At 72.2% G+C, this 14,017-nt stretch carries 15 protein-coding genes; 6 read left to right on the top strand and 9 right to left on the bottom strand.

Annotation, left to right across the window (positions count from 1 at the left end; all coding sequences use genetic code 11):
• Positions 1–6: 6 nt before the first annotated feature.
• Positions 7–366, bottom strand: a complete 360-nt coding sequence (locus ACZ6RC_RS06755; protein ID WP_030494815.1) for an NADH-quinone oxidoreductase subunit A — start codon at positions 364–366, stop codon at positions 7–9.
• 690 nt (positions 367–1,056) lie between these two features.
• On the opposite strand from ACZ6RC_RS06755, the gene ACZ6RC_RS06750 reads away from it, so the two are divergent.
• Positions 1,057–1,884 (top strand): C40 family peptidase, encoded by an 828-nt coding sequence (locus tag ACZ6RC_RS06750; RefSeq protein ID WP_391143993.1) that lies wholly within the window; start codon positions 1,057–1,059, stop codon positions 1,882–1,884.
• A gap of 102 nt (positions 1,885–1,986) precedes the next feature.
• Here ACZ6RC_RS06750 and ACZ6RC_RS06745 read toward each other — a convergent pair whose 3' ends face one another.
• Positions 1,987–2,925, bottom strand: a complete 939-nt coding sequence (locus tag ACZ6RC_RS06745) for an NAD(P)-dependent oxidoreductase (protein ID WP_469579761.1) — start codon at positions 2,923–2,925, stop codon at positions 1,987–1,989.
• A gap of 30 nt (positions 2,926–2,955) precedes the next feature.
• Here ACZ6RC_RS06745 and ACZ6RC_RS06740 point away from each other — a divergent pair, with 30 nt between their 5' ends.
• The gene (locus ACZ6RC_RS06740; RefSeq protein ID WP_391143989.1) at positions 2,956–3,951 is read left to right on the top strand and encodes a helix-turn-helix domain-containing protein; all 996 of its coding nucleotides are present in this window, start codon (positions 2,956–2,958) and stop codon (positions 3,949–3,951) included.
• Here the strand turns inward: ACZ6RC_RS06740 and ACZ6RC_RS06735 are convergent.
• The 5 genes from ACZ6RC_RS06735 to ACZ6RC_RS06715 all read right to left on the bottom strand — a co-directional run bounded on the left by ACZ6RC_RS06735 (position 3,917) and on the right by ACZ6RC_RS06715 (position 9,739).
• On the bottom strand, positions 3,917–5,200 hold the full coding sequence (locus ACZ6RC_RS06735; RefSeq protein WP_391143986.1) for a geranylgeranyl reductase family protein: 1,284 nt from the start codon (positions 5,198–5,200) through the stop codon (positions 3,917–3,919). The genes ACZ6RC_RS06740 and ACZ6RC_RS06735 overlap by 35 nt on opposite strands.
• A 65-nt stretch (positions 5,201–5,265) precedes the next feature.
• Positions 5,266–5,958, bottom strand: coding sequence for a demethylmenaquinone methyltransferase (locus ACZ6RC_RS06730; protein ID WP_453612808.1), 693 nt, complete (start codon positions 5,956–5,958; stop codon positions 5,266–5,268).
• 139 nt (positions 5,959–6,097) lie between these two features.
• Entirely contained in the window at positions 6,098–6,751 is a 654-nt protein-coding gene (locus tag ACZ6RC_RS06725) for an imidazolonepropionase-like domain-containing protein (RefSeq protein ID WP_469579758.1), read from the bottom strand.
• A gap of 5 nt (positions 6,752–6,756) precedes the next feature.
• Positions 6,757–7,956, bottom strand: coding sequence for a cyclic dehypoxanthinyl futalosine synthase (gene mqnC, locus ACZ6RC_RS06720; protein WP_391143979.1), 1,200 nt, complete (start codon positions 7,954–7,956; stop codon positions 6,757–6,759).
• Positions 7,957–8,014: 58 nt separating this feature from the next.
• The gene (locus tag ACZ6RC_RS06715; RefSeq protein WP_469579756.1) at positions 8,015–9,739 is read right to left on the bottom strand and encodes a serine/threonine-protein kinase; all 1,725 of its coding nucleotides are present in this window, start codon (positions 9,737–9,739) and stop codon (positions 8,015–8,017) included.
• A gap of 142 nt (positions 9,740–9,881) precedes the next feature.
• Between ACZ6RC_RS06715 and ACZ6RC_RS06710 the strand changes: the two genes are divergently transcribed.
• Entirely contained in the window at positions 9,882–10,937 is a 1,056-nt protein-coding gene (locus ACZ6RC_RS06710; protein ID WP_469579753.1) for an alpha/beta hydrolase, read from the top strand.
• Positions 10,938–10,948: 11 nt separating this feature from the next.
• Here ACZ6RC_RS06710 and ACZ6RC_RS06705 read toward each other — a convergent pair whose 3' ends face one another.
• Positions 10,949–11,815: a menaquinone biosynthetic enzyme MqnA/MqnD family protein gene (locus ACZ6RC_RS06705; protein WP_469579751.1), complete on the bottom strand. Its 867-nt coding sequence runs from the start codon at positions 11,813–11,815 to the stop codon at positions 10,949–10,951.
• A 271-nt stretch (positions 11,816–12,086) separates the two neighbouring features.
• On the opposite strand from ACZ6RC_RS06705, the gene ACZ6RC_RS06700 reads away from it, so the two are divergent.
• The 3 genes from ACZ6RC_RS06700 to ACZ6RC_RS06690 all read left to right on the top strand — a co-directional run bounded on the left by ACZ6RC_RS06700 (position 12,087) and on the right by ACZ6RC_RS06690 (position 13,551).
• The gene (locus ACZ6RC_RS06700; RefSeq protein ID WP_008738468.1) at positions 12,087–12,290 is read left to right on the top strand and encodes a cold-shock protein; all 204 of its coding nucleotides are present in this window, start codon (positions 12,087–12,089) and stop codon (positions 12,288–12,290) included.
• Positions 12,291–12,452: 162 nt separating this feature from the next.
• On the top strand, positions 12,453–12,872 hold the full coding sequence (locus ACZ6RC_RS06695) for a DnaJ family domain-containing protein (protein WP_469579749.1): 420 nt from the start codon (positions 12,453–12,455) through the stop codon (positions 12,870–12,872).
• A 163-nt stretch (positions 12,873–13,035) separates the two neighbouring features.
• Entirely contained in the window at positions 13,036–13,551 is a 516-nt protein-coding gene (locus tag ACZ6RC_RS06690; RefSeq protein WP_391143965.1) for a mycothiol transferase, read from the top strand.
• A gap of 25 nt (positions 13,552–13,576) precedes the next feature.
• Here the strand turns inward: ACZ6RC_RS06690 and ACZ6RC_RS06685 are convergent, their stop codons facing one another.
• Positions 13,577–14,005, bottom strand: a complete 429-nt coding sequence (locus ACZ6RC_RS06685; RefSeq protein WP_391143962.1) for an ATP-binding protein — start codon at positions 14,003–14,005, stop codon at positions 13,577–13,579.
• Positions 14,006–14,017: the final 12 nt, after the last annotated feature.

Below are 14,017 nucleotides of genomic sequence, written 5' to 3'. Positions count from 1 at the left end.
AGCCCCTCAGTCCCATTCCAGGCCGCCGCGCCGCCACACATACGCGTAGGCGACGAAGACGGTGAGCACGAAGAGCAGCATCTCCACGAGCCCGAAAAGCCCCAGGGCGTCGAAGGTGACCGCCCAGGGGTAGAGGAAGACGATCTCGATGTCGAAGACGATGAAGAGCATCGCCGTCAGGTAGTACTTGATCGGGAAGCGGCCCCCTCCGGCGGGAGTGGGCGTCGGCTCGATGCCGCACTCGTACGCCTCGAGTTTGGCCCGGTTGTACCGCTTCGGGCCGATTAGCGTGGCCATGACCACGGAGAAGATCGCAAACCCTGCCCCGAGGGCGCCGAGCACGAGGATGGGCGCGTACGCATTCACGCTCCTCGCTCCTTCCAGTCGTCCTTGACCTTTGGACCGCAGCGGGCATCCGGATCGCCGCCTCGAAGATCGCGTACATGTGAGGCAGTTCACAAGCCCGATTGACTCGCATCTTATGCCTGTCGCTCTGTGATCTGCGACACGGGGTGCACCAAGGACTTTGTGATCTCCACCACGAGGCGAACGATCATGAATTCGGATGAACGGTGATCTTCATACGAGAAGTAGCCACATGAGCACGAGACGTGACATCGACAGCGATCGTCGCTGGTCGGGGCGGCCTTGCTCTATCAAATGGTGTCAGCTACAGGCAAATTCGCGATGGACTCGCACGGGTGATAGGGGGCTCACCTCACCCGGCCGAGGGGCCACGCGGAGCGAAGTGGACGCGCCCCGGCGGGCACGAGAGCCCCGCATGGCCCCGGAGTTGCCGCCTTGTGACCTGCGTCACCAAGCCTACGGGCCGTCAACTGTGGGGCTTGGCCAACCGCGTGAAGAGGTGGTAAGCGCCGGTCAATTCGGACCTTTCGCGGAAAACCCGTGATCACGGGCCTGAAGGGGCGTGCCCGAATTGCCCGTTACGGCGTCAATAAGGGCGTCGCAGAAGCGGATTGAGTGGTTCCGGTCGTAACTGTGGCGCAACACACGTTTCTTGATGGGAACCGTGAACCCCTGATAGCGGTTGTTCTCATGTCCCAGACCGCTCACATACCCAGCCACCGGAAGCCCCGCCGCAGCGCGTCCAAGCTCGCGCTCCGTGCCGGAGTCGCCGGTGGCGTCCTGAGCACCATCGCGGTGGCCGGTGCTGCCGGGCCGGCGAACGCCGACCCTGTGACCGAGACCATCGAGATGCCCACGCTCGGCTCCCTCGAGACCGACCTGGCGAGCGCCGTGTCCGCCTCGGCCGAGGCGTCCCAGCAGGAGGCCCTCGACCTGAGCCTGCGCGCTCAGGAGGAGGCCGCGCACCGCAAGGCCGCCCAGGAGGCCAAGAAGGCCAAGGCGGAGGCCGACCGCAAGGCGGAGGCCGAGCGTGCGGAGAAGGCCCGCGAGGAGGCCCGTCAGCGCGCCTCCCGGACCGCGGAGCGCACGACCCTCGCCGCGTCCTCCTCGGACGACTCCTCCGGCAGCTCCTCCTCCAGCGACGACGGCGGCCAGGTGGCCACCGGCTCCGCCGCCGCGATCGTCGCCTTCGCCCGCGCCCAGGTCGGCGACGCCTACATCTCGGGCGGCACCGGCCCGAACTCGTGGGACTGCTCCGGGCTCGTCCAGGCCGCCTACCGCCAGGCCGGCGTCGACCTGCCGCGCATCTCCAGCGACCAGTCGTCGATGGGTACGTCCGTCTCGCTGAGCAACCTGCAGCCGGGCGACATCCTCTACTGGGGCAGCCGCAGCGGCTCCTACCACGTGGCGATCTACGTGGGCGGCGGCAACTACGTCGGCGCGCAGAACCCGTCCACCGGTGTGGTCGAGCGGTCCCTGGACTGGGACACCCCCTCGGGCGCCGTGCGCGTCCTCTGATCCACGCCGGGCAGTACGCCCGGGCACGGAAGGGCCGTCACTCCTCGGGGGAGCGACGGCCCTTCCGTATGCCGCCCGCCGGCGACAGGCCCCGTATGCGGCTTATTTCCTGAACGCCTCGATGAGCCGGGCGTAGCTGTCGCCGCCGTGGCCCGCGTCGACCGCGCTCCGCATCAGTTCCAGGTGCAGCCGGGGCAGCCGGCCGTCGACGCCCCGGGCGTCCCCCGCGTGCAGCAGGTGTCCGATCGCCGCCACCTGGACGTCGATGGTGGCGTCCGCACCCGGGTACTCGCCCTGGTCGATCTGCTCCGCATACCCGCTCATGAACCAGGCGACCGTCCGCAGCCAGCGGTCGGCGACCCTGGTGAAGTCCCGGGCCGTGACTCCGTCGGCCCCGGTGAGGGCGGTGGCGTGCAGCCAGCCGCCGAAGACCGACCACATGAGCCCCAGCAGTCCGGCGTCGTAGAGCGAGGCGAGTCCGGCGTCCCGGCCGAGGTCGACCGGGTCGCCGAGCACCGCGAGGACCGGGCGGTACCGGGCCAGCGGCTCGGCGTCCCCCGCGTACAGGATCATGTGGGCGCTGTCGCCGATCCCGGGCGGCGTCGTCATGATGCCGCCGTCCAGATAGCCGATGCCGTGGCCCGCCGCCCACTCGGCCTCCGCGCGGGCCTGCTCCGGTGAGCCGGTCGTCAGGTTCACGACGGTCCTGCCGCGCAGCGCCGGTGCCTCGGGGCCCAGGAGGGCGCGCACGGCGGGGTAGTCGAGGACGCAGACGACGATCAGGTCGCTCGCCGCGACCGCCTCGGCGACCGTGGCCGCGTGGGCGGCGCCCCGGTCGACGAGCGGCTCGGCCTTGGCCGGGGTGCGGTTCCAGACGGTGGTCGGGTGGCCCGCCGCCAGAAAGGCGGCGGCGAGGGCGGCGCCCATCTGCCCGAGGCCGAGGACGGAGACGGCGGTGGGGGTGTGCGTGTGCGTGTTCGCGGTCATGCCCTCACCGTTCCAGCGGCCGGAACCGGCCGACAGTGGCAGGACTGACGACATCCGCACCGTTCCCGCCATAGGCTCGGGGTCATGAACCCCGGAACCGTCGCCCTCGCCGTCGTCCCCGACCCCCGGGTCGGGACGACCCTGTGGGAGATGTACGAACTTGCCATCGCGGCCACGGTCTTCGGCATCCCGCACCCGGGCCTCGCCGACCCCTGGTACGAGCTGCGGCTGTGCGGGGAGGGCGATCCGGGGGGCGTCCTGGCGCTCCGGACGACCCATGGCCTCGACGGGCTCGCCGGCGCGGACACGGTCATCGTGCCGTCCGTCCCCGACGCGGTCGTGGAGGAGGGCGCGGAGGTCCCCGCCGAGCTGGTGGAGGCGCTGCGGGCGGCCGCCGACTCCGGCGCCCGGATGGTCTCTCTGTGCACCGGCGCCTTCGCCCTCGCCGCCGCCGGGCTGCTCGACGGCCGCCGGGCCACCGCCCACTGGCAGCACACCGCGCAGCTCGCGGCCCGCCACCCGGAGGTCGTGGTCGACGACTCGGTGCTCTACACCGACGAGGGGTCCGTTCTCACCAGCGCGGGGGCCACCGCCGCGCTGGACCTCTGTCTGCACCTCGTACGCAGGGACCTCGGGGCCGCGGTCGCCGGGCAGCTCGCCCGCCGTCTGGTCGTGCCGGCGCACCGCGCCGGCGGCCAGGCACAGTTCATCGAGGCGCCGGTGCCGCCCCGCGACGACGACGGCCTCGGGGGCGTGCTCCAGTGGGCGGCCGAGCGGCTCGCCGAGCCGCTGACCGTCGAGGACCTCGCGCGGCGGGCCCGGATGAGCCCGCGCACCTTCCACCGCAGGCTCCAGCAGGCCTGCGGGACCACGCCCTTGCAGTGGCTGCTGCAGCAGCGCGTGGCCCGCGCCCAGACGCTCCTGGAGTCGACCGACCTGCCCGTGGAGCAGATCGGCGCCCGCAGCGGTCTGGGCACGGCCGCGAACCTGCGCCGTCACTTCCTGCGGACCGTCGGGGTCTCGCCGAGCGACTACCGCCGGGCGTTCACGCCTTCGGGGCCACCTTCGAGAGGCCGTTGATGATGCGGTCCATCGCGTCGCCGCCCGTCGGGTCGGTGAGGTTCGCCAGCATCTTCAGGGTGAACTTCATCAGGACCGGGTGGGTCAGGCCCCGCTGCGTCGCGATCTTCATGATCTTCGGGTTGCCGATGACCTTCACGAAGGCGCGGCCGAGGGTGTAGTACCCGCCGTAGGTGTCCTTGAGGATCTTCGGGTAGTTGTGCAGCGCCAGCTCCCGCTGGGCCGGGGTCGCCCGGGCGTGGGCCTGGACGATGACGTCCGCGGCGATCTGGCCGGACTCCATGGCGTACGCGATGCCCTCGCCGTTGAACGGGTTGACCAGGCCGCCCGCGTCACCGACGAGCAGCAGGCCCTTGGTGTAGTGCGGCTGGCGGTTGAAGGCCATCGGCAGGGCGGCGCCGCGGATCGGCGTCGTCATGTTGTCCGGGGTGAAGCCCCAGTCCTCCGGCATGGAGGCGCACCAGGCCTTGAGGACCTCGCGCCAGTCCAGCTCCTTGAAGGCGGAGGAGGAGTTGAGGATGCCGAGGCCGACGTTGGACGTGCCGTCGCCCATGCCGAAGATCCAGCCGTAGCCGGGCAGGAGACGGTCCTGCGGGCCACGGCGGTCCCACAGCTCCAGCCAGGACTCGAGGTAGTCATCGTCGTGCCGGGGGCTGGTGAAGTACGTCCGCACGGCCACGCCCATCGGCCGGTCCTCGCGCCGGTGCAGGCCCATGGCGAGGGAGAGCCGGGTGGAGTTGCCGTCGGCGGCGACGACGAGCGGCGCGTGGAACGTGACCTCGCGCTTCTCCTCGCCGAGCTTGGCGTGCACGCCGGTGATCCGGCCGGTGCGGTCGTCGACGATCGGGGCGCCGACGTTGCACCGCTCGTACAGCCGCGCACCGGCCTTCTGGGCCTGCCGGGCGAGCTGCTCGTCGAAGTCGTCGCGCTTGCGGACGAGTCCGTAGTCCGGGTAGGAGGCGAGGTCCGGCCAGTCGAGCTGGAGCCGGGAGCCGCCGCCGATGATCCGCAGCCCCTTGTTGCGCAGCCAGCCGGCCTCTTCGGAGATGTCGATGCCCATGGAGACGAGCTGCTTCGTGGCGCGGGGGGTGAGGCCGTCGCCGCACACCTTCTCGCGGGGGAAGGCGGTCTTCTCCAGGAGCAGGACGTCGAGGCCGGCCTTGGCCAGGTAGTACGCGGTCGTGGAACCGGCCGGGCCTGCCCCGACGACGATCACATCTGCGCTGTGCTCGGAGAGGGGCTCGGTCACGGCGGGGTCTCCCGGAGGGTCGAGGGAAGGTCGGTTGCAGTGTAGGGCGGGGGTATCGCGGGGTGTTACGGCTTGAAGCCCCGGTGCAGGGCGACGATGCCGCCCGAGAGGTCGCGCCAGGCGACCTTCGACCAGCCGGACTTCTGCAGGAGCCCGGCGAGGGCCGGCTGGTCCGGCCAGGACCGGATGGACTCGGCGAGGTAGACGTACGCGTCGGGGTTGGAGGACACCGCGCGGGCCACCGGGGGCAGGGCGCGCATGAGGTACTCCTCGTACACGGTGCGGAACGGCGCCCAGGTGGGGTGCGAGAACTCGCAGATCACGACGCGGCCGCCGGGCTTCGTCACCCGGTACAGCTCGCGGAGCGCGGCCTCCGTGTCCTGGATGTTGCGCAGGCCGAAGGAGATCGTCACCGCGTCGAAGACGTCGTCGCGGAACGGCAGCCGCGTCCCGTCACCGGCGGTCAGCGGGAGCCAGCCGTGCCGCTTCTTGCCCTCGCGGAGCATGCCGAGCGAGAAGTCGCAGGGCACGACGAACGCCCCGGTCGCCGCGAACGGCAGCGACGAGGTCCCGGTCCCGGCGGCCAGGTCCAGGACCTTCTGCGCGGGCCGCGCGTCGACGGCCTTGGCGACCTCCTTGCGCCAGCGCCGGTCCTGCCCGAGCGAGAGCACGTCGTTGGTGAGGTCGTAGTTCGCCGCCACGTCGTCGAACATCGAGGCGACTTCGTGCGGCTGCTTGTCCAAGGATGCGCGGGTCACTGGCGTTCGGCCTCGCAGGATCGGTACGGGCGGTACGGAGGTAACGGCCCCATTGTCTCAGGACGCCTCCCGCCACCGGCGGGGGGCATGCCGGTGCGCCTCCGCCCCCGTCCCGGGGGTGCCGGGCGGGCGGGCGGTGTCAGCGGCGGCGGAAGACCAGGCGGCCGGCGAGGACCGTGGCGACGCAGGTGCGCGCGCCCGCCTCGGCGAGGGCGCGGTACGGGTCGGGGCCGCTCGGTACGTCGAAGACGGCGAACGCGGCGGCCGCGCTCGTCGCGCCGAGCTGCGTCAGGAAGGCCTCCTGGACCGCCCGCCCCGCGAACGGGTCCAGCGACGGCGGGCCCGCCGGTGCCCCGGAGCGCTCCACGACGCTCAGCCCGGCCCGGCGGACGGCGTCGACGACCGCTCCCCGCCGCAGCTCGCCGGCGACCGCCACCGTGCCGTGCGCCAGCATCCGCTGGAGGCCGCGCCGGGCGCTCGCGCCCCAGCGGGTCTCGTCCGGGGCGAGCGCGGCGAGGGCCTCGCCGGTGATCGGCTCGGTGCCGAGCGCGTCGGCCTCCCGCGGATCCGGGTGGTACGCCCGCTCCAGCAGTTCGGGGCCGTACGGGTTGAGCAGCGGCGGGGTGAGGACGCCCGGCCAGCGGCGGACCCGCGCGGTCGGGTGGGCGGCGGCCAGCTCCTCGTACAGGCCGACGGCGGCGATCTCCGCGCCCCGTACCGCGACCGCCCCGCCCGGCACCGGCGCGCGGCCGCCGCCGGGCAGCAGGAGGTCCGCCGCGTGGATCGTCAGCACACGCGTCAGTTGGCGTCGAGGAGCTTCAGCTCCGGGTGCGCCGTGCCGCCCTCGATCGCGATCGACGAGATGTGCGAGACGACCCGCTCGTCCACCGGGTCGTTCGCCGGGTCGTCGTGGACGAGGAGGTGTTCGTACGTCGTCGCGCGCTGCGCCGGGACCCGGCCCGCCTTGCGGATCAGGTCGATGATCTCCATGCGGTTGGAGCGGTGCTTGGCACCGGCCGAGGAGACGACGTTCTCCTCCAGCATGATCGAGCCCAGGTCGTCGGCGCCGTAGTGCAGCGACAGCTGGCCGGCCTCCTTGCCGACGGTCAGCCAGGACCCCTGGATGTGCGCGACGTTGTCCATGAAGAGCCGCGCCACCGCGATCATCCGCAGGTACTCGAAGATCGTCGCCTGCGTACGGCCCTTGAGGCGGTTGTTCTCCGGCTGGTACGTGTACGGGATGAAGGCCCGGAAGCCGCCCGTCCGGTCCTGCACGTCACGGATCATCCGCAGGTGCTCGATCCGCTCGGCGTTGGTCTCGCCGGTGCCCATGAGCATCGTGGAGGTGGACTCCACGCCCATCCCGTGGGCGATCTCCATGATCTCCAGCCACCGCTCGCCGCTCTCCTTGAGCGGGGCGATCGCCGTGCGCGGCCGCGCCGGCAGCAGTTCGGCGCCGGCGCCGGCGAAGGAGTCGAGGCCGGCCGCGTGGATGCGCTGGATCGCCTCCTCCACGGACACCTTGGAGATCCGGGCCATGTGCTCGACCTCCGACGCGCCGAGGGAGTGGATGACCAGCTGCGGGAACTCCTTCTTGATGGCGGCGAAGTGCTCCTCGTAGTACTCGACGCCGTAGTCCGGGTGGTGCCCGCCCTGGAACATGATCTGCGTCCCGCCGAGTTCGACCGTCTCCGCGCAGCGGCGCAGGATGTCGTCGAGGTCGCGCGTCCAGCCCTTGGTCTTCGCCGTCGGCGGGGCGTAGAAGGCGCAGAACTTGCACGCCGTGACGCACACGTTCGTGTAGTTGATGTTCCGCTCGATGATGTACGTCGCGATGTGCTCCGTACCCGCGTACCGGCGGCGGCGCACCGCGTCGGCGGCCGAGCCGAGCGCGTGCAGCGGCGCCGAGCGGTACAGGTCGAGCGCCTCCTCGGGGGTGATCCGGCCACCCTCTGCGGCGCGGTCGAGGACGGACTGAAGGTCGGCCTTCTCGGTCACCGGGTGGTCCCTTTCGGAGGGGTGCTGGACTGACCGAGCCAGCCTACGCCAGCGTCTCTCACCGTTTCCGCAGGGTGCCGGTCGGGCGGCCCGCGGCCTCCTCGTCGGAGCGGTAGGCGAGGGTGCCGTCCTTGCCGAGGGTGAGGGTGAACGACGAGGTGCCGCCGGTGCACAGGCCCTCGGTGCCGGGGCGGTCGGGGTCGGTGCGGTCGGCGATGCGCAGCTGGGTGGCGGAGGCGGAGGTGAGCCGGCCGATGCCGTGGCACCGGACCGTGGTTCCCAGGACGCTGATGACGTGGCTGGTGCGGACGACGTCCTCGCCGGTGCGGCCCCGGGTGACGACGGCGGTGACGTCGCCGTGCGGGGAGCCGTTGCGCTCGGTGGTGGGGCCGGTCCAGGTGCCGAGGAAGGCGGTGGGCACGGCGCCGTCGGGGGCGGAGGTGGCGGCCGGCGGACGGGACGGGCTCGCCCCGGTCCGGTCGGCGGAGGCGTCGCGGTCGCCGCCCGGCATCAGGTCGAGGAGGTGGCCCGCCCCGAGGGTGACGGCGGCGAGGGCGGCGGTGACGGTGAGCGCGACGGTGCAGCCGGCCCGGCGGCCGGCGAGGGAGAACGACAGCCTCCGCGTGCCGCCCGTCCCGCCGCCTCCCGTGCCGCCGTGTCCCGTCTCCGCCTCGGACCGGTCGGCCGCACGGGGGCGGGGGACGGGCCCGCCGCCCAGGGGGGCGGGCCCGGGGCTCGGCCAGAGACCGGGCGGCGGTTCCACCGGCGGGCCGAAGGCGCCGGGAGGGGCCACCGAGGGCGCCGTGAAGGGGACGGGCCCCGAGACGTGCGGGTCCCCCGCCGCCACGCCCGCGCCCGGCTCCGTGCCCGGGGACTCCCCCGGGCCGCGCGCGTCGAGTTCCAGGAGGCGGACCGCCGTACGGCTCACCTCCTCGACCAGGGGCGCCGGGAGCCATCCGGTCGAGACCAGGGCCGCCGGGCCCGCCGGGGCGAGGCGGGCCGCGACGGCGGCCGGGGTCGGGCGGGAGGCCGGGTCCTTGGCGAGGCAGCCCGCCACCAGCTCCCGCAGCTCCCCGGCGAGCGCGCCCAGTTCGGGCTCCTCGTGGACGACCTTGTACAGCAGCGTGGCGGAGGAGTCGCCGGGGAAGGGCGGGGCGCCGGTCGCCGCGAAGGCGAGGACCGCGCCGAGGGAGAAGACGTCGGAGGCGCCGCTCGCTCCCCGGCCGAGGATCTGCTCGGGCGCCATGTAGCCGGGCGAGCCGATGGAGACGCCCGTCGCCGTGAGCGAGGCCGTGCCGTCCGAGGCCCGGGCGATGCCGAAGTCGATGAGCCGGGGGCCGTCGAGGGTCAGGAGGACGTTGGACGGCTTCACGTCGCGGTGGACGAGCCGCAGCGCGTGGACGCCCGCCAGCGCCTCGGCGAGGCCGGCGCCCAGGGTCCGTACGGTGTGCTCCGGCAGCGGGCCGACGCTCTCGACGGCCCGGGCGAGCGTCGGCCCGGCGACGTAGCCGGTCGCCACCCAGGGCACCGCGGCCTCCGGGTCGGCGTCGAGGACCGGAGCGGTCCACCGCCCGCCGACCAGACGGGCCGCCTCCACCTCCCGCCGGAACCGCGCCCTGAACTGCTCGTCGAGCGCGAAGTGCGGGTGCACGATCTTCACGGCGACGGTCCTGCCGCCTTCGTTGCGGGCGAGGTAGACGCGCCCCATGCCGCCGGAACCGAGCCTTCCGAGGATGCGGTAGCCGCCGATGGTCCTCGGTTCCTCTGCTTCGAGCGGCTGCATGTCTTCCCCTCCAGGGCGCGCGACGGCCCTCGTGGCCCGTGTCACGGTGATTCGAGACGGTATCGAGCCAACCGAACGCCGCTCCCGCCCCTCCTCCCTTCCGTCATCCCCCGTCGTGTCCGAAAGCACCCGGAGCCGCACCATGAATCGCCAGCACCCGTCCCGGATCGTTGCCGCCGCCCTCGCCCTCGGCGCGGCGGCCGTCCTGGTCACCGGTTGTTCCGACGAAGGCGCGCCGGTCACGTTCGACACCCCGAGGTCGACGGCGCAGCCCCGTACGCCGGCCCCGGACCACCCCGCGAACGTCCGGGCGAAGCCGGCGACGAAGGTCCCGGAGACGGTTCTCCCCACCGGCCCCAAGGCGAGTTTCACCACGGCCAACACCCTGGAGGACGGCACCAAGATCGGGGTCACCACCCTGCGGGGCGAGAAGTCCGGGTTCACGGGCAAGGTGTGGGTGTGGGCGCCGGAGCGGTATTTCGACCCGGCGTACGCGGACAGCGGCTTTCCGGTCCTGGTGGCCCTGCCCGGCGGAAACGGTTATCCGACGAATTACTGGATGGGGACGGACCTCAAACTCCAGTCGAGCATCAGCGCGTGGTCGAAGGCCGGCAAGAGCCTTCCGTTCATCGTCGTGATGCCCGTCCTCAATCCGGACGACGACTTCTACTACGACGGCAGCGACATTCCGGGCCAACCGCGCATGGGGACCTGGCTGACCGAGGACGTGCCGGATTTCGTCCGCGCCAATTTCCGTACGTTCGCGTCCCGGGACGGCTGGGCGTTCATGGGTTCGTCCTCGGGCGGCTTCGTCGGGCTGAAATCCGTTCTCCAGCGGCCGGACCGGTTCAAGGCCGTGATCGCCTCCGGACCCGACATCGTCCCGGACTCGCCGCTGTGGGCCGGGCACGAGGCCGAGCGGCAGGCGAACAATCCGGAGCGGCTCGCCCAGGCGCTCGGCGCGAAGCCGGACACCCGGGCGAACGACGTGTACCTGGCGTTCCAGATCGGCACCCAGGAGTCGGGGGCGGCCCGGATCAAGGCGTTCATGAAGAGCTACACCAAGGGCCCGGTGAAGACCCGCCTCCAGGTCATCCAGGGAGGCGGGCACAACGCCAAGAGCTATGTGCGGGGCATGGGCGAGGGCTCGATCGCCTGGATCAGCGGCCACATGCAGGGCCCGGTCCCCGCGCCGTAGGCCGGTGCGTCCTACCGGGCGCCGAGCAGCTGCACCCGTACGTCGGCGGGGAAGCCGGTCGTCGGGCCGGTCCTGCGGGCGAACTCGCGGACGCCCGCCAACTGCTCGGGCCCGAAGCGGAAGTCCAGCGTCCGGAAGTACCGTTCCAGCAGCGCCTCGTCGAAGGACTCCCAGCGGGCGGCCTGCTCGGCGACCTTGGCGACCTCCACCAGCGACAGGTCGCGCGAGGCCAGGAACGCCTCGTGCACCTCGCGGACCGTCTCCGGCTCCCGGGCCAGGAAGTCCTTGCGCGCCGCCCACACCGCGAAGACGAACGGCAGCTCCGTCCACTCCTTCCACATCAGCCCCAGGTCGTGGACCTGGAGCCCCAGGCGCGGGGCGTCGTGCAGCGAGGCCCGCAGGGCGGCGTCGCCGATCAGGACGGCGGCGTCCGCCTCCTGCATCATCAGCCCCAGGTCGGGCGGGCAGGTGTAGTACTCGGGCTCGACGCCGTACCGCTCGGCGAGCAGCAGCTGCGCCAGGCGCACGGAGGTGCGGGAGGTGGAACCGAGCGCGACCCGCGCACCGTCCAGCCGCTCCAGCGGACGCTGGGAGACGATCACGCAGGACATGACGGGGCCGTCGCACCCCACGGCGATGTCCGGCAGGGCGACGAGGTCGTCGGCGTTGCGGAGGTACTCGACGAGGGTGATCGGGCCGATGTCGAGATCGCCGCGCACCAGCCGCTCGCTGAGCTTCTCCGGAGTGTCCTTCGTGAGCTCCAGATCGAGGAGCGTTCCCGTGCGGGCCAGGCCCCAGTAGAGGGGCAGACAGTTCAGGAACTGGATGTGCCCGACGCGGGGCCGGCTGCGCTGGTGGTCATCGGTTGCATTGTCCACAGCGCGAGGCTAGACCCGTCTCGTACGGTGGACATCGCCGGGGGCGGCGCGTCGGCACGTCGGCCCCTCCGACGCGTGATGCAAACGCGCGAGTGACGTGATCTTTCCCTCTAGTGCGCACCGCACCCTGCGTGCTACGCTCGTCGCAAGTTGCAGTTTGGTTTCCCTTGCAGTACAGAGCCTGCGGAGCATGTGACCCGCAGGCTTTTGTAGTTTTCAGACTTCTTTGCAGGTTCTGGAGCAGGGCAACCCTTTGGCCCAAGGAGGGCTTATGGCTACCGGAACCGTCAAGTGGTTCAACGCTGAAAAGGGCTTCGGCTTCATCGCCCAGGACGGCGGCGGCCCGGATGTCTTCGTCCACTACAGCGCGATCAACGCGTCTGGTTTCCGCTCGCTTGAGGAGAACCAGCTCGTGAACTTCGACGTCACGCAGGGTCCGAAGGGCCCGCAGGCGGAGAACGTCACCCCGGCCTAAGTTGCCCGGGTCGGCGGTCGCGCACGGCTAGAGAAGTACCCAAGGAGCCCTGCTCCGTGCCTTCGGGCGCGAAGCGGGGCTCCTGCCTTTCCCGGCCCCCGCGCACCCGCTTCCGCCCTCCTGCCCCTCCCCCTCGCCCGCCCGGCTTCGTACGCTGGACGCATGACCGAACGCAAACCCCCCGGCGTCAGCTTCGAGTCATTCGTGGACAAGCAGATCCGCGAGGCGGCGGAGCGGGGCGAATTCAAGCGGCTGGCCGGCTTCGGACGGCCTCTCGACGACGACCGCGCGCCCTACGACGAGCTGTGGTGGATCAAGGGAAAGATCCACAGCGAGGGCGGCTCCGTCCTGCCCCCGTCGCTCACCCTCCGCAAGGAGGCCGAGGACGCCGTCGAGGCGGCCGGCCGGGCCGTCTCCGAGTCCCAGGTCCGCCGGATCCTCGACGAGATCAACAAGAAGATCGCCGAGGCCCTGAAGCGGCCGCCGTCCGGTCCGCCGCTGAATCTGAAGCCGTTCGACGTCGACGCGATGGTCGAGGAGTGGCGGAAGGGCCGGGAGGAACGGACGCGGCGGGACGGCTGAGCCCCGCCCCCGGGCGCCTCCCCCGGCCAGGTGAACCTCGCCCGGCTCCCGGCCCCGCCCCGGCCGCGCGGCCCCGGCCCGGTCCGCCTTCGGTGGCCCACTGGGAGGAGAGCACCGCGCGATCCGGCCGGACCGCGCGCGCCCACCGTGGAGGAGTGACCGGATGAAGAGCGCCGAGCTGCTGCTTGACCTGTTCGACCGCGTACGGGAAGCCGTGCACGGGGCCGTCGAAGGACTGTCGGAGGAGGAGCTGGCGTTCCGCGTCGACGAGGACGCGAACTCGATCGCCTGGCTGGCCTGGCACCTGGCCCGCGTCCAGGACGACCACATCGCGGGCGCCTTCGACACCGAGCAGGTGTGGACGGAGAGCGACTGGGCGTCCCGCTTCGGCCTCCCGTTCCCGAAGGACACGATCGGCTTCGGCCACTCCAGCAAGCAGGTCGGCCAGGTCCGCGCCCCGGCCGAGCTGCTGCTCGGCTACTACGACGCCGTGCACGAGCGGACCCTCGAACACGTCCGCTCGCTGTCCGACAAGGACCTCGACCGGATCGTGGACGACTCCTGGGACCCGCCGGTCACCCTGGGCGTACGCCTGGTCAGCGTGGTCGCGGAGGACAACCAGCACGTGGGCCAGGCGGCGTACGTCCGGGGCGTGGTGGAGCGCCGGGCGACCGCCTGACGGGACGACCGGGGCGGCCGGGGGCTCACGAGCGGTCGCCGCGGCCGGCGAGGGCGAAGGTGGCCCACACCGTCTTGCCGACGCAGCGGCTCTCGACGCCCCACGCGGTGGCGAGGGCCGCGACCAGCAGCAGCCCGTACCCCCCTTCGTCCGGTACGGCGACGGGCTCGGGCTCCCGCTCGCCACGGGCGTCGGACACCTCGACCCGGACGTGGTCCTCGGCGAGGGCGAGCCGCACCTCGAAGTCGCGGCCGGGCACCCGGCCGTGCGTGACGGCGTTGGCGGCCAGCTCGGCGACGACGAGTTCCACGGCATCGGTGGCGGTCACGCCCCAGTCGCGGAGCTGCTGCACGGCGAGCAGACGAGCGAGACGGGCGCCGCGGCGGGTGGCCGACAGGCGCTGCGCGAACGCGGCGGGGGGCTCACCGGTTGGAGTGGCGATTTCGGACTTCATGCCCCCGAGCCT

The organism is Streptomyces sp. NPDC048353 (genome assembly GCF_055587165.1).
This window is presented reverse-complemented; position numbering and strand designations above follow the sequence as displayed.